The organism is Ureibacillus xyleni (assembly GCF_900217795.1).
Lineage (GTDB): Bacteria > Bacillota > Bacilli > Bacillales_A > Planococcaceae > Ureibacillus > Ureibacillus xyleni.
Genome location: NZ_OBMQ01000001.1, coordinates 690,782 through 715,258 on the forward strand (window position 1 = coordinate 690,782; position 24,477 = coordinate 715,258).

The 24,477-nt window shown below is 34.4% G+C and carries 21 protein-coding genes; 19 read left to right on the forward strand and 2 right to left on the reverse strand.

The genetic code is table 11. The features are described 5' to 3' along the window. From CRO00_RS03225 to CRO00_RS03295, 15 genes are all read left to right on the forward strand, one after another. Complete coding sequence (locus CRO00_RS03225; protein ID WP_097072201.1) at window positions 1-960, forward strand: ABC transporter permease; 960 nt, start codon at window positions 1-3, stop codon at window positions 958-960. A gap of 208 nt (window positions 961-1,168) precedes the next feature. Next, window positions 1,169-2,431, forward strand: coding sequence for an EF-P 5-aminopentanol modification-associated protein YfmF (yfmF, locus tag CRO00_RS03230; protein ID WP_097072202.1), 1,263 nt, complete (start codon window positions 1,169-1,171; stop codon window positions 2,429-2,431). Window positions 2,432-2,434: 3 nt separating this feature from the next. Further along, a complete protein-coding gene (yfmH, locus tag CRO00_RS03235; RefSeq protein WP_097072203.1) occupies window positions 2,435-3,730 on the forward strand; it encodes an EF-P 5-aminopentanol modification-associated protein YfmH in 1,296 nt (431 codons plus the stop codon). Further along, window positions 3,731-4,459 carry an elongation factor P 5-aminopentanone reductase gene (gene ymfI, locus CRO00_RS03240; protein WP_097072204.1) on the forward strand — a complete coding sequence of 243 codons (729 nt, stop codon included), beginning with the start codon at window positions 3,731-3,733 and terminating at the stop codon, window positions 4,457-4,459. 43 nt (window positions 4,460-4,502) lie between these two features. After that, window positions 4,503-4,757, forward strand: coding sequence for a DUF3243 domain-containing protein (locus CRO00_RS03245; RefSeq protein WP_097072205.1), 255 nt, complete (start codon window positions 4,503-4,505; stop codon window positions 4,755-4,757). 310 nt (window positions 4,758-5,067) lie between these two features. Continuing rightward, window positions 5,068-5,865, forward strand: a complete 798-nt coding sequence (locus CRO00_RS03250) for a DUF3388 domain-containing protein (protein ID WP_097072206.1) — start codon at window positions 5,068-5,070, stop codon at window positions 5,863-5,865. A 17-nt stretch (window positions 5,866-5,882) separates the two neighbouring features. Continuing rightward, window positions 5,883-6,764 carry a helix-turn-helix domain-containing protein gene (locus tag CRO00_RS03255; protein ID WP_237658303.1) on the forward strand — a complete coding sequence of 294 codons (882 nt, stop codon included), beginning with the start codon at window positions 5,883-5,885 and terminating at the stop codon, window positions 6,762-6,764. Between the two features lie 46 nt (window positions 6,765-6,810). After that, window positions 6,811-7,389 carry a CDP-diacylglycerol--glycerol-3-phosphate 3-phosphatidyltransferase gene (gene pgsA, locus CRO00_RS03260; protein ID WP_097072208.1) on the forward strand — a complete coding sequence of 193 codons (579 nt, stop codon included), beginning with the start codon at window positions 6,811-6,813 and terminating at the stop codon, window positions 7,387-7,389. A 13-nt stretch (window positions 7,390-7,402) separates the two neighbouring features. Next, window positions 7,403-8,659 (forward strand): competence/damage-inducible protein A, encoded by a 1,257-nt coding sequence (locus CRO00_RS03265; RefSeq protein ID WP_097072209.1) that lies wholly within the window; start codon window positions 7,403-7,405, stop codon window positions 8,657-8,659. 289 nt (window positions 8,660-8,948) lie between these two features. Then, window positions 8,949-10,013, forward strand: a complete 1,065-nt coding sequence (gene recA / locus CRO00_RS03270) for a recombinase RecA (protein ID WP_097072210.1) — start codon at window positions 8,949-8,951, stop codon at window positions 10,011-10,013. Between the two features lie 423 nt (window positions 10,014-10,436). Beyond that, on the forward strand, window positions 10,437-11,990 hold the full coding sequence (rny, locus tag CRO00_RS03275; protein WP_097072365.1) for a ribonuclease Y: 1,554 nt from the start codon (window positions 10,437-10,439) through the stop codon (window positions 11,988-11,990). A gap of 150 nt (window positions 11,991-12,140) precedes the next feature. Beyond that, window positions 12,141-12,902 (forward strand): tyrosine-protein phosphatase, encoded by a 762-nt coding sequence (locus tag CRO00_RS03280; protein WP_097072211.1) that lies wholly within the window; start codon window positions 12,141-12,143, stop codon window positions 12,900-12,902. 71 nt (window positions 12,903-12,973) lie between these two features. Then, window positions 12,974-14,203, forward strand: a complete 1,230-nt coding sequence (locus CRO00_RS03285) for a GNAT family N-acetyltransferase (RefSeq protein WP_097072212.1) — start codon at window positions 12,974-12,976, stop codon at window positions 14,201-14,203. A 363-nt stretch (window positions 14,204-14,566) separates the two neighbouring features. Further along, window positions 14,567-15,235 carry a sugar transferase gene (locus CRO00_RS03290; RefSeq protein ID WP_097072213.1) on the forward strand — a complete coding sequence of 223 codons (669 nt, stop codon included), beginning with the start codon at window positions 14,567-14,569 and terminating at the stop codon, window positions 15,233-15,235. Further along, entirely contained in the window at window positions 15,236-16,294 is a 1,059-nt protein-coding gene (locus CRO00_RS03295) for a GNAT family N-acetyltransferase (RefSeq protein ID WP_097072214.1), read from the forward strand. Window positions 16,295-16,375: 81 nt separating this feature from the next. Here the strand turns inward: CRO00_RS03295 and CRO00_RS03300 are convergent, their stop codons facing one another. Both CRO00_RS03300 and CRO00_RS03305 read right to left on the reverse strand, forming a co-directional pair. Beyond that, window positions 16,376-17,263 (reverse strand): methionyl-tRNA formyltransferase, encoded by an 888-nt coding sequence (locus CRO00_RS03300; RefSeq protein ID WP_097072215.1) that lies wholly within the window; start codon window positions 17,261-17,263, stop codon window positions 16,376-16,378. A 54-nt stretch (window positions 17,264-17,317) separates the two neighbouring features. Further along, window positions 17,318-18,550 (reverse strand): ATP-grasp domain-containing protein, encoded by a 1,233-nt coding sequence (locus tag CRO00_RS03305; protein WP_097072216.1) that lies wholly within the window; start codon window positions 18,548-18,550, stop codon window positions 17,318-17,320. A 306-nt stretch (window positions 18,551-18,856) separates the two neighbouring features. On the opposite strand from CRO00_RS03305, the gene CRO00_RS03310 reads away from it, so the two are divergent. Genes CRO00_RS03310 through CRO00_RS03325 form a run of 4 tightly spaced genes read left to right on the forward strand, consistent with a single transcriptional unit; the run spans window position 18,857 to window position 24,467 of the window. Next, complete coding sequence (locus CRO00_RS03310) at window positions 18,857-20,698, forward strand: polysaccharide biosynthesis protein (RefSeq protein WP_097072217.1); 1,842 nt, start codon at window positions 18,857-18,859, stop codon at window positions 20,696-20,698. A 51-nt stretch (window positions 20,699-20,749) separates the two neighbouring features. Beyond that, entirely contained in the window at window positions 20,750-21,889 is a 1,140-nt protein-coding gene (locus tag CRO00_RS03315; RefSeq protein WP_097072366.1) for a DegT/DnrJ/EryC1/StrS family aminotransferase, read from the forward strand. Next, on the forward strand, window positions 21,886-23,145 hold the full coding sequence (locus CRO00_RS03320; protein WP_097072218.1) for a glycosyltransferase family 4 protein: 1,260 nt from the start codon (window positions 21,886-21,888) through the stop codon (window positions 23,143-23,145). Before CRO00_RS03315 ends, CRO00_RS03320 begins: the two co-directional genes overlap by 4 nt. A 14-nt stretch (window positions 23,146-23,159) precedes the next feature. Next, a complete protein-coding gene (locus CRO00_RS03325; RefSeq protein WP_097072219.1) occupies window positions 23,160-24,467 on the forward strand; it encodes a nucleotide sugar dehydrogenase in 1,308 nt (435 codons plus the stop codon). Window positions 24,468-24,477 lie beyond the last annotated feature (10 nt).

Genomic DNA, 24,477 nt, shown 5'->3' on the forward strand with positions numbered 1-24,477 from the left:
ATGAGCTTTTTAGAAGTGTTATATTTTATCATTCCTTCTGCAATATTCTATGCAGCGCCATTAATTATGACGGCAATTGGTGGGGTATTTACAGAACGATCTGGTGTTGTGAACATCGGTCTTGAAGGTATTATGATTGTTGGTGCAGCAAGTAGTATTATGTTTAACCTTACATTTGCAGACCAATTTGGCGATGCGACACCTTGGATTGGTTTAATTGTAGCCATGTTATTTGGAATTATTTTATCCGCAATTTTAGCTGTTGCTGCCGTTTCATTACGAGCAGATCAAACAGTATCTGGTGTTGCTTTAAATATGTTAGGTTTAGCAGTAGCAGTATTTACTGTTAAAATGGTTTATGACAAAGGTCAAACAGATTCAATTACAGAACGTTTCTCACGTTTTGACATTCCACTTTTAAGTGACATTCCAATTATTGGTAGAATGTTTTTCGTAGACGTTTATGCAACATCTATTTTAGCAATAGCAGTTGCACTTATTGCTTGGTTTATCATTACTAAAACTCCATTTGGTTTAAGATTACGTGCAGTAGGTGAACATCCAATGGCTGCTGATACAATGGGCGTAAATGTTACAAAGATGAGATATATTGCCGTACTGATCTCTGGAGCTTTGGGTGGAATAGGTGGAGCAATCTATGCACAAGCCATTGCAGGAAACTTTGGTGCATCAACAATTAGTGGTCAAGGTTTCATGGCAATTGCTGCAATGATTTTCGGTAAATGGTCTCCAATTGGGGCTCTAGGCGCTGCACTTTTCTTTGGCTTTGCACAAGCTTTAAGTGTTGTTGGTTCTTCTATTCCATATGTTCAAGATGTACCGGATGTTTTTTTACACATCTTACCGTATGTATTAACGATTTTAGCTTTAGCTGGGTTTATTGGAAAAGCTAACGCGCCAAAAGCAAGTGGTGTCCCTTATATAAAAGGAAAAAGATAATTTCTCTAAAAAGATCGCCTTTCACAAATGTGGAGGTGGTCTTTTTTATTGTGGATGAATTAAACAACTATTGTAGGGCAAAATACATGTTAAATTATTAGATTTTTCATTTTGTGAAAAACAAATTGGATTATTTTTGCATAAACACCAATTCTACATGTATAGTAATGATAGTTACTTCTAAAGATTGATGTCAGGAGGAATTTTTTTGTTTTTAACGACAAAGATAGCTGAAGGTGTAAATCTTCATATAAGACAGACTACTCAATTCAAGACTGTGAATTTTTCAATAAAATGGAGAGCTCCATTAACAGAAGAAAAAGCAGCAGAACGCGCAGTATTGTCAAACGTACTACACCATAGTAATGGTAAATATAAAAAATCAGCGCAGTTTCGCAGTTATTTAGATGATTTGTTTGGAACTGTTTTGTATTTTGATGCTTCAAAACGTGGAAACGAACATACGGTATTATTAAATATCGAAACAGTAAACGATCAATATTTGGCTAAAAATAACGTATTAAATGACGTTTTGGACTTATTAAAAACGGTTGTTTTCGAACCAAATTTTGAAAATGGACAATTTGTATCTAGCATTGTTGAACGTGAAAAAGAAATGATTATTCAACGTATTCAATCAATTTTCGATGATAAAACACGTTATGCCCAAACTCGATTGACACAAATTATCCGTCCAAATCATCCTGCTTCAATTTCAGCAAATGGAACAATTGATACGGTAAAACAAGTCACACCTCAATCGTTAACGGAATGTTATAATTCCATGATTAATGAAGACCAAGTTGATATATACGTTGTAGGAGATATCGATGTAGAAGAAGTACAAAAAAAATTAATTCAAGTGTTACAGTTTAAAGACCGCACACCAAAAAAACTTGAGAAACAAAACCAAGTCTCAAAACCAGAACAAGAATATACAAAAGAACAACAAGATATGAAACAAGGAAAACTTCATATCGGTTTGAGCACCCCTGTATTATTTGGTGATGAAGATTTCCCGAAAATGCAAATATTTAATGGTGTCTTTGGCGGCTATGCCCATTCAAAATTGTTTATGAATGTTCGAGAGCGTGAAAGTTTAGCTTATTACGCTTCAAGTTCGTATTCATCCCACTATGGCTTAATTTATGTTGTATCTGGTATTGAGCCAGCGAAAGAAAAGAAAGCAACGGATGTTATCTTTGAACAACTGGATGCTATTAAAAATGGAGAAATTTCAGATTTGGAATTAAATCAAACGAAAGCCATGCTAACTAACCAACTAAAAGAGGCCCTTGATTTAGCAAGGGGACAAATTGATATATATGATCAATATAAAGATTTAGGGGAAACATTCTCAATAGACCTTTGGAAAGAACGTTGGGCAAATGTAACGAAGGAAGATGTGCAAGAAATGGCTTCTCAAATAGAGTTAGAAGCGATTTATTTCTTATCTGGGAAGGAGGCTTAAGCCGTGAAAACGATTGAATTTAAACAATTAGATGAAACGTTATATTATAAAAAATTATCGAACGGATTAGATGTATACATTTTACCGAAAAAAGGATTTTCAAAAACATTTGTTACCTTTACTACAAAATATGGTTCGATTGATCGTACCTTTGTGCCTATTGGTGAAAGTGAAGCAATTACAGTACCAGATGGAATTGCCCACTTTTTAGAGCATAAAATGTTTGAGAAGGAAGATGGAGACGTTTTCCAACAATTTAGTGAAGCTGGTGCATCGGCAAACGCCTTTACTTCATTTACCCGTACTGCATACCTATTTTCTGCAACAGACCAAATATATAAGAGTACGGAAACACTTTTAAATTTTGTCCAGGAACCTTATTTTACTGAAGAAACAGTAAATAAAGAAAAAGGAATTATCGGTCAAGAAATTACAATGTACGACGATCAACCGGATTGGCGTCTTTATTTCGGTGCAATCGAAAATATGTACCATACACATCCTGTAAAAATTGATATTGCAGGAACAATTGAATCCATTGATAAAATTACAGCAGAGCATTTATATACTTGCTATAACACGTTCTACCATCCATCAAATATGTTATTATTTGTTGTCGGTGCAATTGATCCTACTGAAATGATGGCATTTATTGAAGAAAATCAAAATAAAAAAGAATTCCCTGAACCAACACCTATTGAACGTCACTTTGAAGAAGAACCAGTTGAAGTTGCTGTAAAAGAACGGGAACTTAAAATGGATGTTCAAAAACCAAAAGTTTATGTGGGTTTAAAGGCAAAGGATACGAATTTAAGTGGAGAGGAAATGTTAAAACACGAACTCTCTGTCCAAATAGCACTAGAATGCCTCTTTGGTCGAGCATCTGATTTCTATACAGAAGTATATGAAAACGGATTGATTGATGAATCATTTGCCTATGATTTCTCTTTAGAAAAAGGGTATGGTTTTGCTTTAATTGGTTCTGATTCAACGAGTCCAGATGAATTGGCACAACGCATAAAAGAAGAAATTAATAATGCAGAACAGTTATTATCGCAAGAAGCTATAGAAAGAGTAAAACGTAAAAAAATTGGTTATTTCTTAAGAGCCTTAAATTCGATGGAATTCATAGCAAACCAATTTACACGATATAAATTTAACGACATGAACTTGTTTGATGCAGTTCCTGTAATTGAAACAATCACTGTAGATGACGTTATAAATGCATTTAAAACAATCCAGGGCGAATCGCAACAAACATTATTTAAAATCTTACCTACAAGTGAGAAAGAAGCTTAAATGAAGAAATTTGCCCTTGTAATGGGTGCTTCTGGTGCAATAGGTAGTGCAATAGTTAAGCGACTAGCAGATAGAGGTTGGTCGCTCTATTTGCATTTTAACTACAACCAATCAAAGGTAAATGAATTGCAAATAGAGTTGTCTGCAAAATATAAAGAGCAAGAGTTTTTAATTGTTCAAGCAGATTTTTCTTTAGAAAACGCGGCAGAACAACTTGCTGTTCAACTTTATTCATTACAAGCCGTTGTGTTTGCAGGGGGCCATGCTTATTATGGTCTAATTGAAGATACTCCCGTGAAAGAAATGGATAAATTATGGAAAGTACATGTTCAAAACCCAATGCGTTTACTTGCGTTAGTCTCAAGTAAACTTCGAGCAAACGAGGTAAGCTATGTGCTATTCATTGGCTCTATTTGGGGTGAAACAGGTGCTGCTTATGAGACAGTTTATAGTGCTGTAAAAGGTGCTCAACATGCATTCGTAAAATCCTATGCAAAAGAAGTCGCCTATAATCATATACTGGTTAATGCAATAGCCCCTGGATTAATTGAAACAAAGATGAACGAACATCTATCAAGTGACGAACAACTTCAACTTCAAAACGATATTCCATTAGGTAGGGCTGGAAGTATTGAAGATGTTGCAAATTTAGTTGCTTTCTATTTAAGTGGTGAAGCAAATTATATAACGGGACAAATTATTCGAATTAACGGTGGATGGTACATATAATCTCGGAAGCTGCACATAATAAAGTGCAAAGGAGGAGATTACAATGTTATTAGAAAACTGGGAAAAATGGACATCATTCTTAGGTCAACAAGTTGAAGAAGCAAAAGAACACGGAATGAGTAAAAAAGTGATTGAAAAAACAGCTGTTCAAATTGGTGACTATTTAGCTAAAAATGTTGATCCAAAAAACGAACAAGAGCGTGTACTTTCCGATTTATGGGGAGTTGCGGATAGCGAAGAAAAACATGCGCTTGCAAACTGTGTTATAAAACTTGTACAAAAAAATCGCGTACAATAATACACAGATTTCGTGGGGCGTCCCTACTATTGCCAACTAGCAATGGGTAAGGACGCTTATCACGAATATTACTCTGGGAGGCTTGTCCTCCTTTTTCTTCTATCCTTCTTTAGTGGTAAATTTAGTTATTCATCATTTTTCGACAAAAACATTTCCTTTTTCTCTTTTTTTTACCGGTATTTTAGAGTTTGTAATAAATTTTTATAAAATGGAAGAAAATCGCATGTTTCTAACTTTTCAATACATATAAAATCCGCTATGATGAAACTTATAAAAGAAATAATCGTTTCGTTTAATGGAGGGCGGTTTCATGGGTGAATGGTATTTTGAATATGAGATTCAAGTAAATCGTCCAGGTTTATTAGGTGATATAGCCTCCTTACTCGGTATGTTACGAGTAAATATTGTTTCAATTAATGGTATTGATGAAGGACGCCGTGGAATGCTATTAAAAGCAGAGAAGCAAGAATCCATCGAGCGTTTCATGTCAATCGTTTCAACCATGGAAAATATACATGTAACCAAATTCCGTGTACCAAAAGTTCGGGATCGTCTAGCTGTAAGGCATGGTCGCTATATTACACGGGATGCAGACGAGAAAAATACATTCCGATTTGTCCGTGATGAACTAGGAATACTTGTTGATTTCATGGCAGAATTATTTAAAAAAGAAGGCAATAAATTAATTGGTATCCGTGGCATGCCTCGTGTAGGTAAAACAGAATCCGTTGTTGCTGCAAGTGTATGTGCCAATAAAAAATGGATTTTTCTTTCCTCAACAATGATTAAACAAACAGTTCGCAATCAGTTACTTGGTGATGAATTTAATCATAATAATCTTTTTATACTAGATGGTGCAGTAACACGAAGAACATCAGACGAACGACACCAACAACTAGTTAGAGAAATTATGCGGTTACCAGCTACAAAAGTAGTAGAGCATCCAGATTTGTTTGTTCAACATTCAGAATATAAAATTGAAGATTTCGATTACATTATTGAGCTGCGTCACCATCCAGACGAAGTGATTACGTATGAGATAATTGAAAAAAATGAGATGATGTCACAGAATGACCAATTTGGTGGTTTTGGTGGATTTAATTTTTAGTAATTTAGAAAAAGTAGGTGTTATTGTTGACAGAACTCGGTACTCGCCTTAAAGAAGCGAGGTTATCAAAAGGATATAGTTTGGATGACTTACAAGATATTACGAAAATTCAAAAACGATATCTTGTAGGGATAGAAGAAGGAAATTATTCAATTATGCCTGGGTCGTTTTACGTTCGGGCGTTTATTAAACAATATGCAGAGGCTGTAGGGTTAGACGCAGATGAAATCTTAGAAGAATTTAAAAAGGAGCTTCCAAATCAACCAACAGAAGAGGTTGCTCAATCGATTTCACAAAGTCCTACCCGCAGAAAGCTTAATACAAGATCAACAAATCGTTTATTAGAAACAATGCCAAAGATTATCGTTGCTCTGTTTATTGTTGTGATTATACTGGCCATTTGGTTTTTAAATCAGCAAAAAGTTTCAAATACGCCAGATGATTTAGAAGATGACGTTTCCGAGGTGGAATATGATAAATCGCCTACTCCAGTAAAACCTGTTGAAGATGAAGCAACAACAGACGAGGAAGATACAGAAGCACCAGTTGAAGAAGATGTAGAAGAAGAACCTGTTGTCACTCAAACAATTACAGCTGGTGAGGTAAGTGGCGAAACAACTAACTATACTTTATCTGGAACGGATACGATGAATATTCGAATTGAAGTATCTGGAGAAACATGGGTAGGAATCCGCAACGCTAATGGTCAAGAGCAAGTGGATGATCGAGTTTATAACGCAGGTGAAGTAGTAAATCATGATTCAACTACAAACGCCTATGCTCGTATAAGACTTGGCAATTCAAAAAATGCAAAAGTTTTTGTAAATGACGAACAAGTTCAACTCGTTCAGGATATAACTACACAAAATATTATCATTACATTACAACAAGAACAGTAGTCATCTCCTAAGATGGCTATTTTCTTTCGAATGAAAGGTGTTTAAAATGAATTTACCGAATAAGATTACAATCTCTAGAATATGTTTAATACCATTATTTGTGATTGTAATACTATTTGATTTTGGTTGGGGAACAATGAAGTTATTTGGAGCAGAAATGCCTGTCAATCACTTTGTTGCGGCGATGATCTTTATCATTGCCTCAACAACAGATTGGGTAGATGGCTATTATGCGCGGAAATACAATCTAGTTACTACTTTAGGGAAATTTCTTGATCCATTAGCAGATAAATTACTTGTAAGTGCTGCATTTATTGTACTTGTTGAATTAGGGATGGCGCCATCCTGGATAATCATTATCATTTTAAGTAGAGAATTTGCCGTTACTGGTTTACGTGCAATATTAGCTGGCGAAGGAGAAATTGTTGCAGCAAGTCAATTAGGAAAAATAAAAACATGGGCACAAATTGTCGCAATTTCCGCATTATTATTACACAATATTATTTTCGAATTATTTAACATTCCATTTGATATGATTGCGCTTTATGTTGCATTAATTTTTACAATCTGGTCTGGTTGGGAATATTTCTATTTAAACCGTCGTGTGTTTGTCAACTCAAAATAAGTGAGGTTAGAAAATGAATGCTGAAATTATAGCGGTTGGCTCAGAGTTATTATTAGGACAAATTACCAATACCAATGCGAAGTTTATCTCGAATCAATTATCTGAATTAGGGATAAACGTTTACTATCATACGGTTGTTGGTGATAATGCCCAAAGGTTGAAGTCTGCAATTCAAATGGCTGAATCACGAGCGGATTTAATCATTTTTTCAGGTGGGCTTGGACCAACAAAAGATGATTTAACTAAAGAAACCATTGCAAGTCATTTAGGATTACCTTTAACATTCGATGATACGGCATTGTCATATATCGAAGAGTTTTTCGCAAAAATAGGAAAACCAATGACCGAAAATAATCGTAAACAAGCTCTTATACTTGATGGAAGTGAAGTGTTAGCGAACCATCATGGAATGGCACCAGGTATGTTACTAGAAAAAAATAAACATACATATATCTTATTACCTGGTCCTCCGAAAGAACTTGAACCAATGTTTCAATACGAAGCAAAACCTAAACTTATTGCTAGACTTAATACAGAAAGTGTCATCATCTCCCATGTGTTACGATTTTATGGAATCGGTGAGGCAGAATTAGAACATACAATACAACATATTTTAGATAGTCAAACAAACCCGACGATAGCGCCCCTTGCTTCTGATGGTGAAGTAACTTTAAGAATTACAGCAAAATCAAACAATGAGCAGGTTGCATGGGATTTAATTAAATCCAAAGAAGCTGAGATTTTATCGATTGTAGGGGAATTTCATTACGGCAATAACGATGACTCATTAGCATCGAAACTAGTCGAAATGCTCTTACATAATAAACTGACAATTTCAGCTGCAGAAAGTTTAACAGCAGGTTTATTCCAATCCGAACTAGCTGAAATTTCTGGTGTGAGTGGCACTCTAGTAGGTGGCGTTGTAACGTACACTGAAGATGCAAAAATAAATCAACTTGGTATCGAGAAAACTTTGTTAGATCAATATGGAGTAGTAAGTCAGCAATGTGCAGCAGAAATGGCAGTAAAGGTACGAGAAAAGTTCGGCACAGATATTGGTGTTGGTTTAACTGGTGCTGCTGGACCCGAACCTCATGATGGTCAACCTGCCGGAACGATTTGGATTGGCTTTAGCATTAAAGGATTTGAACCTATTACACGCCAATTAAAACTATCAGGAATGCGCAATACAAACCGATTAAGAGCTGTAAAATTAGCATTCAGTTATTTAATGCGCCTGTTAGCTGAAAAAGGTTACGAAAAAAAATAACGGGTATACGTCACACGAGCAACCTAATCTTATTGGCTTACAAAAGCTATAAGGGTCTGGTTGCTTGTGCTTTTTAAATCCTGATGAAGGATAGAATTCCAGAATATAATATTCATTATTAATGTTTAACTTTCAAAATTTGAGTTATAATAAATAGCTCGAATTTTTATTTTGGCTAAAAAACGAAAATATGTTCGCTTTTTTCTTGAAACTTGTCTCAAAAAGAAGTATAGTAGAGACATAAGAAAAAGAGAGAGAAATACACGTGTTCTATAAGGAGGAAATCTTTTTGAGTGATCGTAAAGCTGCCTTAGATATGGCGTTAAAACAAATTGAAAAACAATTCGGTAAAGGTTCCATTATGAAACTTGGAGAGCAATCTGACCGCCAAATTTCAACAACATCAAGTGGTTCGTTAGCGCTTGATGCTGCACTAGGCGTAGGTGGCTATCCACGTGGTCGTATAATTGAAATTTATGGACCAGAGTCATCTGGTAAAACAACTGTTGCTCTACATGCAATTGCAGAGGTTCAAGCAAAGGGTGGTCAAGCTGCCTTTATCGATGCTGAACATGCTCTTGATCCTGTCTATGCTCAAAAATTAGGCGTTAACATTGATGAACTTTTACTTTCTCAACCAGATACAGGTGAGCAAGCATTAGAAATCGCCGAAGCCCTTGTTCGAAGTGGTGCAATTGATATTATTGTAATTGACTCAGTTGCTGCCCTTGTACCAAAAGCTGAAATTGAAGGCGAGATGGGTGACTCTCATATGGGATTACAAGCTCGTTTAATGTCACAAGCGCTTCGTAAATTATCAGGTATTATTAATAAATCAAATACTCTAGCAATCTTTATTAACCAAGTCCGTGAAAAAATTGGTGTCATGTTTGGAAACCCTGAAACAACAACTGGTGGTCGTGCATTAAAATTCTACGCTTCTATCCGTCTTGAAGTTCGCCGTGCCGAAACAATTAAGCAAGGTACTGAAATGGTGGGGAACAAAACAAAAATTAAAGTTGTAAAAAATAAAGTTGCACCACCATTCCGTACTGCAGAAGTTGATATTATGTTCGGTGAAGGGATTTCAAAAGAAGGAGAAATTGTTGACTTAGGTGCAGAACTAGATATTATCCAAAAAAGTGGTTCTTGGTATGCATATGGGGACGAACGAATTGGACAAGGTCGAGAAAATGCAAAGCAATTCCTAAAGGCAAATCCTGAAATTCGTGAGCAAATTTCTAATAAAATCCGTGAATCTTATGGTTTAGCTGCAGCATCATATACAATTGGTGCACATGATGAAGATGAAGAGATGGATGAAGAATTAGCATTATTGTTAGAAGAAGAATAATTACTATGCGTTTACTCTTAAAACAATTGTTTAAGGGTAGACGTTTTTTTATCTAATAAACCAGCTTCTGCTTAAGACTTTATAAGGGTAGACATTTAATTCACTAATTTATGGAAAAGTAAAAATAGTAAACAATATTGCCCTAAGGATTATCCATTTTTGAATAGTTTTCACAATATTTGCCTAAAATAATAAGAAATCAAAATAATGATTTAATAGGATAAAGAACATATAAAATATATGTATAAAAAACTTCTTAAGTAGTGGGAATCCTTGACATACCTAGTATGGAGCTATACAATAAAAGTTGTATAATTTCTAAATTGCGAAATGAAATAGGCAGTATGTTGAAAAATTAAATAAATATCAATGTATGAGCCGACTGAAAATGAAACGAATATAGCAAGAGGAGGTGTTCGAATGATGGATTTAATGATCTCCGCTTTGCTTGGACTCATCGTCGGTGCCGCTGTTATCTATTTCTATATGAAAAAAGTGAATGAATCAAAAGTAAATGGTGCGAAACACGCAAGCGAACTTATCATTGATGAAGCTAAGCGTGAGGCGGAAGCGCTTAAAAAAGAAGCACTACTTGAAGCAAAAGATGAAACTCACAAAATTCGAACTGAAGCAGAAAAAGACATCCGTGAACGCCGGGCAGAGCTTCAGAAACAAGAAAACCGGTTATTGCAAAGAGAAGAAAATCTTGATCGCAAGGATGATGCTCTGAATAAGAGAGAATCAGGCTTAGAGCGAAAAGAAGAGGCTCTAACTGAAAGACAACAGCATATTGAACAGATGGAAAGTAAAGTGGAAGAGCTAGTACGCGAACAAACGTTAGAGCTTGAACGAATTGCAGCCTTAACACGAGAAGCTGCGAAAGATATCATTTTAAAACAAGTTGAAAACGAACTTTCAACGGATATAGCTGTGATGACAAAAGAAGCTGAAACTCGTGCCAAAGAAGAATCTGACAAAAAGGCTCGTGAAATATTGTCGCTTGCACTACAACGTTTTGCAGCTGACCATGTTGCAGAAACGACTGTATCAGTTGTAAACTTACCGAATGACGAAATGAAAGGCCGTATTATTGGTCGTGAAGGTCGAAATATTCGAACACTTGAAACACTTACTGGAATCGATTTAATTATTGACGATACACCAGAAGCTGTTATACTATCAGGATTTGATCCAATACGTCGTGAAACTGCACGTTTAGCTCTTGAAAAATTAGTACAAGATGGCCGAATTCATCCAGCACGTATTGAGGAAATGGTTGAGAAATCACGCCGAGAAATGGACGAGCAAATCCGCGAAACAGGTGAACAAACAACTTTCGAAGTAGGAATTCACAATTTACACCCAGACTTAATGAAAATTTTAGGTCGTATGAAATATCGTACAAGCTATGGACAAAATGTATTAAAGCACTCCATTGAAGTAGCTCATTTATCTGGATTACTTGCAGCAGAGCTAGGGGAAGATGTAACATTAGCAAAACGTGCAGGATTACTCCATGATATTGGTAAGGCAATTGACCATGAAGTTGAAGGAAGTCACGTTGAAATTGGTGTAGAACTGGCTACGAAATATAAAGAACACCCAGTTGTCATTAATAGTATTGCCTCTCACCATGGTGACACTGAGCCAACATCCGTCATTGCAGTAATTGTTGCAGCTGCAGATGCACTATCAGCAGCTAGACCAGGAGCTCGTAGTGAAACGCTTGAAAATTATATTCGTCGTTTAGAAAAACTTGAAGAAATTTCTGAAAGTTATGATGGCGTAGAAAAATCATATGCTATTCAAGCTGGACGTGAAATCCGCATTATCGTACAGCCGGAAAAAGTGGATGATTTAGCCTCTCATCGTTTGGCAAGAGATATTCGAAAACGAATTGAAGAAGAACTTGACTATCCAGGCCATATAAAAGTAACCGTAATACGAGAAACTCGTGCGGTTGAATACGCGAAATAGTAGATTTTATAGGCCTTTATGAGATTATACAAACCCCCTTTTTGATGCATGTCAGAAAGGGGGTTTCTAATTGTTTCTCCATCTTGTTCTATTTTCTACCTCTTTACATTATGTATAGTGTAATAAATATATTGTACGGGGAGTGGGCTGATGGTTGATCTACATAGTCATTTATTATGGAGTGCAGATGATGGACCCGCAACAATGGAGCAGACGATAGAAATGTTAAAACAAGCTGTTTGTGAGGGGATTAGTGAAATCGTGGCAACATCCCATTTCCAACATCCGCTTTATTCAGTGGATTTTAATGAAGTATATCAAAAGGTAAATCTTATACAGTTAGAGCTGATTAAAAATAATATCCCCATCAAGATTCACCTAGGCCATGAAGTTAGATTATCAGACAACATTCTTAATTTATACAATCAACTCCACATACATACGTTAGCAAACTCCAAATACATGTTAATCGAGTTACCTTCCAATTCTGTTCCATATTTTACTCCCTTTATGCTTCAAAAATTAACATTTGCAGGGATTACACCAATAATTGCTCATCCGGAAAGAAATAGAGCAATCTATCAAAATCCTAGGTTATTAGAAGAGCTAATAAGGAATGGTGCGTATACCCAAATAACAGCAGGAAGTATTGCTGGACTTTTCGGGCGTAATATTCAAAAATTTTCCTTTAGTTTAATAAAGGCAAATCTCATTCATACTTATGGCTCTGATGCACACAACTTAACTACCAGACCATTTCTTTTTAAAGAGGGTTTAAGAATCTTACAGAAAAGAAAATTATCGAACTATGTAAATTTATTTCTAGAAAATAATGAATGTGTCATTATGAACGAACCTCTAACTGTCCTAGAACCAAAGAGTATTAAAAAAAATAGATGGTTTTTACAATAAATTATGTAGATATCATAATTATGTTAATTTGAAGCACAATAAGTCAATAATATGACGATAGGTGATAATAGGTGAATCAGCGAAAAGGGTTAGTCATGCGTGAAATTCGAATGGATGAAATGGCGCAATCCATTGATTTGTTAAATTATGTATTTCAAATGTCTATGTCAATAAAAAAAGACCGACGTTTCGTTAGTGAGAAAAGCAGACAGTTCCATGTTGGGCATGCTTTAGGATGGTTTGATGGAGATCAGCTCGTTTCACAAATTTTAAGTTTACCTTTCCAAGTGAATGTTTTCGGTGAGAGTTATGAAATGGGTGGAATTACTGCAATTGGTACGTACCCTGAATATTCAAAACAAGGGTTAATAGATCAACTTATCAAAAAAACATTAATTATTATGCGTGAAGAGGGCCGATTTATTTCGTACTTATTTCCCTTTTCTATTCCTTACTATCGGAAAAAAGGATGGGAGATCATGTGCGATATTGTAGAGTTTCAAGTAAAGGATACACAATTTCCCCATTATACCGAGGTATCAGGAAAGATGCGACGGGTTGATACATTAAGCAAAGAAGTAATTGGTATATATGAGCGATACGCATCAAGAACTCATGGAGCGATGATTCGTAATTCAATTGCTTGGAATGAAAAATTTCATGAAGATTATTGGGAAGAAAAATTTGTGGATACGGATGTTCAGTTGCAAGCAGCAGTTTACTATGATGAAGACGATGTACCTCAAGGCTATTTGTTTTATCGAATCATGGAAGAAAACTTTTATATTGATGAAATTGTTTATTTGCAAGAAGAAGCACGGAAAGGTTTATGGAATTTCGTCTCTGCCCATAAATCAATGGTTTACAATGCTTACGGTAAAACAGCCGGAAACGAGCCGGTTGCATTTTTATTAGAAGACAGTGAAATTATCCAAAAGGTCTCTCCATACTTTATGGCCCGTATTGTTGATGTTGAAAAGTTTCTAGAACGATTTCCTTTTGACGAGCCAAATTTCCATATCCGATTTAATATAACAGATCGTTTAGCAGAATGGAATAACGGGATCTACGATATTTCATCGAGTGATTGGAAAGTAACAGTGAGAAAAATGGATGAAGGGAATGAGAAATCTGACATTACGGTGAACATGTCGATTCAAACATTAACTACTATGATTTTGGGATACAAGCGTCCTAAATACCTTGAAAAAATTGAACGTTTAAAAGGGAAAAGTGAAACCATTGCTGTGTTAGAGGACATCATACCAGTAGGGATTCCCACATTTATTGATTATTTTTAAGAAGCTTAATAAATCAGTTAAAAAGGTACTTCTAAAAGTCTTTTTCCAAGATTTTTAGAAGTATCTTTTTTTATTGGTTTATAAGCAGATGTACCTAGTGTGTAAAATTTTGATACATACAATACATATTATTAAGACTATTTACCTAAAATTCGGGGAGCTATCTGTTTTGTTTAGCAATAATTTGGAAAAAATAAGCCTTTTTTGACCACTAGGATGAATAAATAGTAATATTTTGATATCCTCAAACATTATAATGTTAGTGTTATAGTAATCTTTTGATTTATGAAAGTTTAACAGATAGTGAGTCATCAATTTATTATCATTAAGAATGTCATCACATGTAGTAGGAGTGATATATATTTGAATGCCTTCAGTGGTAAGTTATATCAAAAATTCATTAAAAGACCACTTGATTTGCTCATATCATTTGTTGCTATTGTATTACTTAGCCCACTTTTATTATTGGTATCGTTATTGGTAAAAATTAAACTCGGGAGCCCCATCATATTTAAGCAATTGAGGCCAGGGCGAGATGAAAAAATCTTTACTTTATATAAATTTCGAACGATGACCAATGAACAGGATCAATTTGGTCAATTGCTTCCTGAAACGATAAGATTAACAAAATTTGGCCGTTTTTTAAGATCTACTAGTTTAGATGAATTACCACAGCTGTTCAACGTATTAAAGGGGGAAATGTCGATAATTGGACCTAGACCTTTACTAGTACACTATTTGAAATTATATAATGAACATCAAAAAAGAAGACATGAAGTAAGGCCAGGATTAACTGGACTCGCACAAGTTAAAGGTAGAAATTATTTAACGTGGGAGGAAAAATTTAATTTAGATGTAGAGTATGTAGATAATATTAGTCTGTTAAATGATATAAAAATATTGGTTTTAACATTAAAAAAAGTGATTAAACGGGAAGACATCTATGAAGATCCAAATAAAATCATGGAGAATTTTGAAGGAGACAAAAAGCAAGAGGATTTAAACAATAATATTTATAAAGGAAGTGCATAATTGCTTTCAATTTTTAAAATCAATGAAAAAGAAAAGTGGAATGAAATCGTCAAAAACTTTAATCATTACGATATTTATTATTTATCTAATTATGTAGAAGCTTTTCAACTACATGGAGATGGTGAACCACTACTTTTTTATTTTGAACATAACAAAATGAAAGCAATAAATGTTGTCATGAAACGTGATATTTCAAAGGATAAAAGGTTTACAGAAAAAATACCATCTAATACGTATTTTGATTTTTCCACTCCATATGGTTTTGGAGGATTTATATTAGAAGGTAATATTACAGAAGAAAATATAAACATGTTAGATAATGAATATACTTCGTTTTGTCAAAAAAATGGAATAATCTCAGAAATTGTCCGGTTTCACCCAATCCACAATCATACAGATGTTTTACAAAACATTTACGATATATCAACATTAGGTAAAACGGTTACGATCGATGTCGAGTCAATCGAGCAAATGAGGAAAAATCTTGCGGATAGTAATAAATATAAAATAAAAAAGTCAAAGAAATCTGGTGTGAAAATTTATTGGGGTTGGAATCAAGACCTATTAGATGAATTTATGACACTTTACAATGACACGATGACAAATAATAATGCAACCAACTATTATTACTTTGAGAAAGATTTTTATGAAAATATTCTTCAAGAACTAAAATATCAAGCAATGATTTTTTATGCAGAATATGAAAAGAAAAAAATTGCAATGGCGATCATTCTTTACTCGAAAGATCACATTCATTATCATTTCTCAGCATTAGATCGAGACTATAGCCATCTTAGGCCGATGAACTTATTAATCTATGAAGTGATGTGCTGGGGTAATGAGAATGGTTTTAAGACGTTTCACCTTGGTGGCGGACTTGGCAGCAAGGAAGATTCCCTTTACGAATTTAAAAGAAGCTTTAATAGAAACTCTTCTACTGTTTTTAAACTTGGGAAAAAAATCTTCTCAAAAGAAAACTATGATCTGTTATTAAAAATTAGATGTGAGCAAATTGAAGAAAATAGGAAAGATAATTTTTTCCCTGAATACCGAGCATGACCTCATTTTAAATTTAATCAGCGGGTTTGGTGCAAAGGGGGATACGAAATTCTTGTTTTCCCGCTGATAGAATAGTAACACTTAATAATTTGATTCCGTGATAAGGTCCAAATAAATTTTACCTTGTTTACAATAGACAACATATTGATTGTTTATTGAGAAAACTTTTCCTAGTTCCACAGATTGATCAATGTTTTCTTTCTCAAAATGTAAAATACGCCACTGTAAAACAGTTTCTTCAATGTTTGAAAAGTCGAATACGTCTAACCAGTTTTGTGTGCCACGTAATAAATGCCAAATTCGTTCAATTTCCCATGTTTCCCAATCAACAATTTGATGAAATTCGCTAGGTGAGATTTTTCTAGCCCTTACAGTAGGACTTTCTTTCGGTTGTTTCTTTCGTGGTGCACAATCATGTTCGATATCAGTAATGGCACTTAAAAGTAGATTAACCCCATTCGTTGTTTCGAGAATTTCAATTAGCTCTTCCTCAGTACACCCTAATGGAATGGGATATCTTTCTTGATAAATGATATCCCCAGTATCTTCGCCTTCATCGATGTAATGAACCGTCACTCCTGGGTTTAAGTCCATGTCATAAAAAGTCCAAAAAAGTGGATATCCCCCCCGATAGTTAGGAAGATAGGTTGGATGTAAATTAATACACCCTTTCTTCGGAATATCCATAATATTTTTCTTCAATAATTCTGACATACTATTAATAACAATTAAATCAGGCGCAAGTTCTTTTACCCAGTTTTCTAAATCTTGATCGCAGCCATTTTCCATATAATAATATGGGATGTCTTCTCCGCTACAAAAGTCTTTCAAACTAGTTGTACGATTTGCACTATTTTTTGTTTTTGATTCAATGACGCCAATAATATTGATATTTGCTTCAAGTAAGGAGGTTAATACTTTTGAAAGGCCCATCGTAATAAAAATTAATTTTAATTTACTGTTTGACATTACTTCTTACCTCTCCAAATCCAAAATGGTAAACATAGTTTGTAATAAGTTATGTTAGAGTAAGTTACGGTATGTTAATTTATTACGAGTCTCTACATTAACTTTCACCCAATTGTGAATGTTTTTCATTTTTTTCAGCATTTCTTCCATTGAGGAAAATCGTAAAACCATTGTTCCTAATATTTCATAGCTTTCTTCAGGAAAATCAATGTCTTGACCAGGATTTACTAATAACTCATATTCAACGAGATGTTTTTTTGAAAAATGTTCATCTATTTTAATTTCCCTAAATTTACCTGGTTGTTGGCTAACTATAACATAATCTGACCAATAGCCTGTTGGTTCTACTTGCTTTAGATCACTACAATCCTCACCTAAGGAAGCTTTTATTGTATATTCGATTAAATCGATTCCCGTATTATATTGAATAATTTTGCAATTGCATGCTCCACCATTTCGAGGGGCAACTTCAATTAAATAGACATTTTCATTTTCATCTATTCGAATATCAAAATTTAACGCACCTGTTGTAAGATTAAGTAGTGTAATTAATCTTTGAATTTCATTGTGGATTTTCAAATGAAGTTTTTGAGGCATCATGTAAGGCCAACTAGCAATGACTGAAATGAAAGGATTTTTTTGTGAAGTTGAAAATTGCTCATTAGAAAAACAACGGAATACAAGTTCTCCGTTAACTACGAACCCCTCTCCTCCAACATGTGGACCATAATTCTCGATATATTCCTCGACAATAAAACGTTTCACTTTTGAATGAGATAAGGCAATATTCACTTTTTCCTCTAATTGCAAGACAGAGCGTACAATAGATATCCCTCTAGAACCAGATGAGTCTACAGGTTTAATCATTAACGGTAATCGAAACTGATCCACCTCTTCTTTTACTTCCGCATAACGGCTATACCCCTTCGCTTTTGGCGTGTTAAACTTATGTCTCCTTTGAAATTTTCTAAATAACTCCTTATTTGTTAAGACTTCCACAGCTTCTAATGGGTAGGTAGGTAATCCCATTTTTTCAGCAACAAAGGCTGCAGTTTGTGCACCAGAATCTGCACCGTAGCAGAGAATCCCATCAATTTGTAAAGATTGCGCTAATTTCAAAATGGATTTTTTGTCTGACGTACTAACCTGATAAAACTCATGGGCATATTGTTTTCCTGGAACATCCTTTAACAAATCACACAAAATGACGTAATATCCAAGTTCAACAACTTTTTGAATAGCTGGTACTTGGAAAAAGCTACCACCGAGAATTAAAACTTTTTTCAAGAACGCACCCCTTTTTCCTAAAATGGACTTTAGAGCATAGAAAGTCAATGCTACTATTCTATTGGCTAAGAAAAATAAAAATGAATACGAAGTTATAAAAGATGATGAAAAATATAAAATGAAAGTAATGGAATATTGAAAAAATTGCTATTTAACAAAAACTAAATAAAGGGATTATGGAAGTTCTAACAGCCTGAAGTGTAAATATAATAATACTAATGAATTAGCATTTTTTAGGATTTAATGCCCGAAGAAAAACAGAAACAAAGTATTTTGTAACACATGCACATAAACGAGGTGTGAAATTTGAATCATACTCTTAGGTATTTCTTTTTTTTTACGCTTGACTCAATTTTTGTACTATCCGCTATCTTTATAAGTAATTGGCTCGTAAATTATGCCCCCACTTTCAACCTAAATTCAATCATTATTTCAAGCTCGTTAATCCTTCTAATAAGTCACCACATTATGGCCTACTTTTTCCACTTATATGATCGAATATGGAGTGTAGCTTCCGTTAAAGAACTTTTAGTAATCGGATATTCCGTTAGTATTTGTGTTATTATTACCATTTTTATGCAATATGTAATTTACGGCCTAATGTTTACAAAGGTTATGATTATTACGTGGTTATTACACATCGTACTAATTGGTGGTTCAAGATTTTTATTAAGAATGTTACACGATTATCGCAATATTGTTAAACCACAAAATAAATTAAAAAGAGTTTTAATTGTTGGTGCAGGTGAAGCAGCAACATTGCTTATTCGTAGTATTAAAAGGAACCCTAATCCGGAATATCTTATCTGTGCTATCGTTGATGATAATCCAAATAAGCAAAACTTAACGTTGCTAGATGTGAAAGTGTGTGGAACGACAAAAGATATTCCCAAAATTGTTGAAGAAAAAAACATCGAAGAAGTTATTTTGGCTATTCCATCCTTGGGAAAAGCAGAAATTAGTAACATTTACGAACAGTGTGTAAGAACTAAAGCAGTTGTAAAAACAATGCCAAAAATTGAGGATATTATAATAGGAAAATATAAAATGAATGATGTTCAAGAAATACGTGTCGAGCAACTTCTAGGTAGAGAAGAAGTAAAACTAAACATGCAAGAAATCTCAAGTAAGTTGTTAAATAAGGTTATTCTTGTTACAGGTGCGGGTGGTTCGATTGGATCTGAAATTTGTAGACAGTTGTTACAATTCAATCCTAAAAAAATTATCCTTTTAGGCCATGGAGAAAATTCAATCTATACTATTCATTTGGAGTTAATAGGAAAATTAAGGAACAGTAATGTGAAAATTATCCCGGTTATTGCGGATATACAAGACAGAGAAAGAATCTTTGAAGTTATACAGTACTATCAGCCAGATGTAATTTACCATGCTGCTGCACATAAACATGTTCCGTTAATGGAAGAAAATCCAAGAGAAGCGGTGAAAAATAATATTTTCGGAACAAAAAATGTTGCGGAAGCCGCTCATCTATTTAATGTGGGAAAATTCGTGATGATTTCCAGTGATAAAGCAGTAAAACCAGCAAACGTGATGGGCGCAACAAAGAGAATTGCCGAAATGGTTATTCAAAATTTAGCCCTTTCTAGTGAAACGATTTTTACAGCAGTTCGATTTGGCAATGTGTTAGGTTCGCGAGGTAGTGTTGTGCCTCGATTTAAGGCACAAATTCAAGCAGGAGGACCTGTCACAGTTACTGATCCAGAAATGACTCGCTACTTTATGACGATTCCTGAAGCTTCCCGATTAGTCATTCAAGCAGGGGCACTTGCACAAGGTGGGGAAGTATTTGTACTAGATATGGGAGAGCCTATTAAGATTGTTGATTTAGCTAAAAATTTAATTAAATTATGTGGATATACGGAAAAAGAGATTGCTATAACATTTACAGGAATCCGACCTGGAGAAAAATTGCATGAAGAATTACTAAATGAAGAGGAAATACAGGAGCAAAATATCTATCCAAAAATTCATGTAGGGAAGGCAAATACAATTGAGGAAAATGAACTAAGTGCACTTTTAGACGAGCTACAAATACTTGAGAATCCAGAATTAAAGCAAAAATTAATAGATGTTGCCAATGGAAAGTGGAATAAAAAACTAATTCATTCTAACTTCGAAGCGGATTGAAATGTATTTATATATAGAAAGAGGGATTCCGTGATAAATTCTGAGAGACGAATGGAAAAAAGTCACGCTAATGACCGTATTTTTCTTTCATCGCCTCATATGAGCAAGGAAAAATATGAACAGCGATATGTAAATGACGCCTTTCATTCAAACTGGTTAACGCCTCAAGGACCGAATGTGGACCTTTTTGAAACGGAATTTGCATCAACGGTGGGCATTCAATCTGCAGCAGCCCTATCTTCTGGAACTGCAGCCATTCACTTAGCTTTAAAAGCTGCGGGAGTTCAAAAAGGAGATATTGTTTTCTGTCCTACCCTGACCTTTGCAGCAACTGCCAATCCAATTATTTATGAAAATGCCATTCCCGTTTTCATAGATAGTGATGAAAAAACATGGAATATGTGTCCTAATTCATTAGAAAAGGCTTTCAAAAAGTATCCATCAGTTAAAGCCATAATCGTTGTTCATCTTTATGGACTTTCTGCTGATATGGATGAAATTATGAAAATATGTCATAAACACAATGTGGTGGTGATTGAAGATTCTGCAGAAAGTTTAGGAACGACTTATAAAGGAAGGCTAACAGGTACAATTGGAGATTTTGGAGTATTTTCTTTTAACGGCAATAAAATTATTACCACTTCTGGTGGAGGAATGCTTATTTCAAAACATATAGAAAAAATTAAAAAAGTGAAATTTTGGGCAACCCAATCGAAGGATCCTGCCAGACATTACCAACATAGTGAATTGGGCTATAATTACAGATTGAGCAATGTATTGGCGGGGATTGGCAGAGGTCAGTTAAAAGTGTTAAATGAAAGAATACAAAAGAAGAAATATATTTTTGAATTTTATCGTAATGAGTTAGCTAATATTGATGACATTCAAATGATGCCAGTGAATGAATGGAATGAACCTAATTTTTGGTTAAGTTGCGTTACATTAAAGGGGAAAGTTCGACCCATCCATTTAATTGAAGCTTTAGAAAAGGAAAATATTGAGTCACGCCCTGTTTGGAAGCCAATGCACTTACAACCCTATTATCAAAACTGTGATTATATTGGAATTGGAGCTGCTGAAGGGCTATTTTATAACGGGGTATGTTTGCCTTCTGATACGAAAATGACAAATGAACAGTTAAATAGAGTGGTGAACACAATTAAGAAGTTGTGGGGAGTTCATAAACCTTGAAAAAAAATATTTGGCTCATCAATCACTATGCAGCTGCAATGTATTTAGATCGAGCAGGCAGGCATTATTCCTTCGCTAAAAATTTGAATGAACGTGGTTATTCTCCGACAATTTTCTGTGCATCGACCATTCATAATTCCAATAATGAATCGATTGAACTGGGAAATGAAAAATATTTAATCAATCAGGTTCAAGATATTTCATTTGTCTTTATAAAAACGCCCTCTTATTCAGGAAATGGAATGCAAAGAATAAAAAATATGTTTTCCTTCTATCGTAATCTTTTCCCTGTCGCAAAAGAGTATGCCAAAAAATACGGTAAACCAGATACGATTGTAGCCTCAAGTGTGCATCCATTAACATTAGTGGCCGCTATTAAAATCGCAAAAAAGCTTGGAGTGCCATGTATTTGTGAAGTAAGAGATTTATGGCCAGAATCTTTAGTTGCTTATGGAATCTTAAAAAGGAAAAGTTTATTTACTAAGTTGTTATATACAGGGGAAAAGTGGATTTACAAAAATGCAGACAAACTAATTTTCACAATGGAGGGTGGAAAAGATTATATCATCGAAAGAGGGTGGGATAAAAATAGTGGCGGTCCAATAGATGTAAAAAATATCTATCATATTAATAACGGAGTAGACTTAGAAAAATTCAATTTTAATAAAAATGAATTTGTATTAGATGATAGTGATTTATCAAATGAAGAAACTTTTAAAGTTGTCTACACTGGATCCATTCGCCAAGCAAATAATGTTAAAAAAATAGTTGAGATAGGTGAAAATATTCATCATCGAGGTTATAAAAATATCCAATTTCTCATCTACGGGAAGGGACCAGACAAGGAATCGTTAGAAAATTATTGTGTTGAAAACGAGATTACGAATATCAAGTTTAAAGGATTTATTGACAAAAAATATATTCCTTATGTTTTATCTCAATCTAACTTAAACATTATTCAACTTTTTGATCAAAACGAATTGAAACAATATGGTGCAAGTCTAAATAAAATGTTTGACTATTTTGCAAGTGGTAAGCCAACGATTTCTGATTGTCTATTTGGTTATGACCTGATACAAAAATATAAATGTGGCATTGTAATCGATAATGCAACAGTTGAACAACTTACTGAAGCAATTGTTGAAATGTCCGAATTGCCACAAGAACAATATGAAGTCTATTGTAAAAATGCATTAATCGCCGCGCGGGACTATGATTTTAAAGTGTTAACAAATCAACTTGAAAAACTACTATAAAGATGGGTGGTCAGATGATTTCACTAAAGGAAAAATTGTTGAAAAAAACTGCAACTTTGGGGGTAATTGGTCTAGGTTATGTTGGTCTACCTCTTGCAGTAGAAAAGGCAAAAGCAGGATATCGAACAATAGGTTTTGACATACAAAAAAGCAAAGTAGACATGGTAAATGCCGGGGTAAATTATATTGGCGATGTGGTGAATGAGGACCTTGAAGAAATCGTAAAAAGTGGCCGATTCTCTGCTACCACTGATTTTGCACAAGTAGCATCAGCAGATTGTGTATGTATTTGTGTGCCAACCCCTTTAGATAAATATAAACAACCAGACATTAGTTACGTGAAATCTTCTGCAGAAAGCATTGTTCCATATATGCATAAAGGAATGTTAATCGTTCTTGAATCAACAACATATCCTGGCACTACAGAAGAACTATTGAAACCAATCTTTGAATCAACTGGATTACTTTGTGGGCAAGATTTTTATCTAGCATTTTCACCAGAAAGGGTCGATCCAGGTAACCTCCAATATAAGACGAAAAACACACCAAAAGTTGTTGGCGGTGTGACTGCGAATTGTACTGAAATTGCAGCTACTTTATATGAAAGTATATTAGAAGCTCCTATTCATCGAGTTTCTACTCCAGCAATAGCGGAAATGGAAAAAATATTAGAAAACACATATCGAAATATAAATATTGGTCTTGTTAATGAACTAGCTATTTTAAGTAACAAAATGGGCATAAATTTTTGGGAAGTAGTTGAAGCGGCAAAATCTAAACCATATGGATTTCAAGCATTTTACCCAGGTCCCGGATTAGGTGGTCATTGCATTCCGTTAGATCCATATTATTTATCTTGGAAAGCTCGTGAATACGGTTTTCATACATCCATGATTGAATCCTCCATGATGATTAATGACCGTATGCCAGAATATTGTGCAGAACGAACTAGTAAAATATTAAATCGATATAAAAAAGCTTTAAATGGTTCCAATATTTTAGTATTAGGCATCGCATACAAACAAGATATTGACGATTATCGAGAAAGCCCTGCCATACGAGTTATAGAATGTTTAGAAAAGGAAGGGGCAAATGTTTCTTTTTATGACCCTTATATTCAAGAATATATTAATAATGGAGAGTTAAGAAAAGGAGCACCTTTTTTAACGATCGAACTAATAAATAATGCAGATTTAGTCATCATTACAACAGCTCATACAAATGTAGATTATTCTTTTGTTCAACAACATGCAAAAATGATTTTTGATACAAAAAACGTGATGCACGATATTAAAGAACGTGAAAATATTGAATTATTATAGGGGAGTTCAT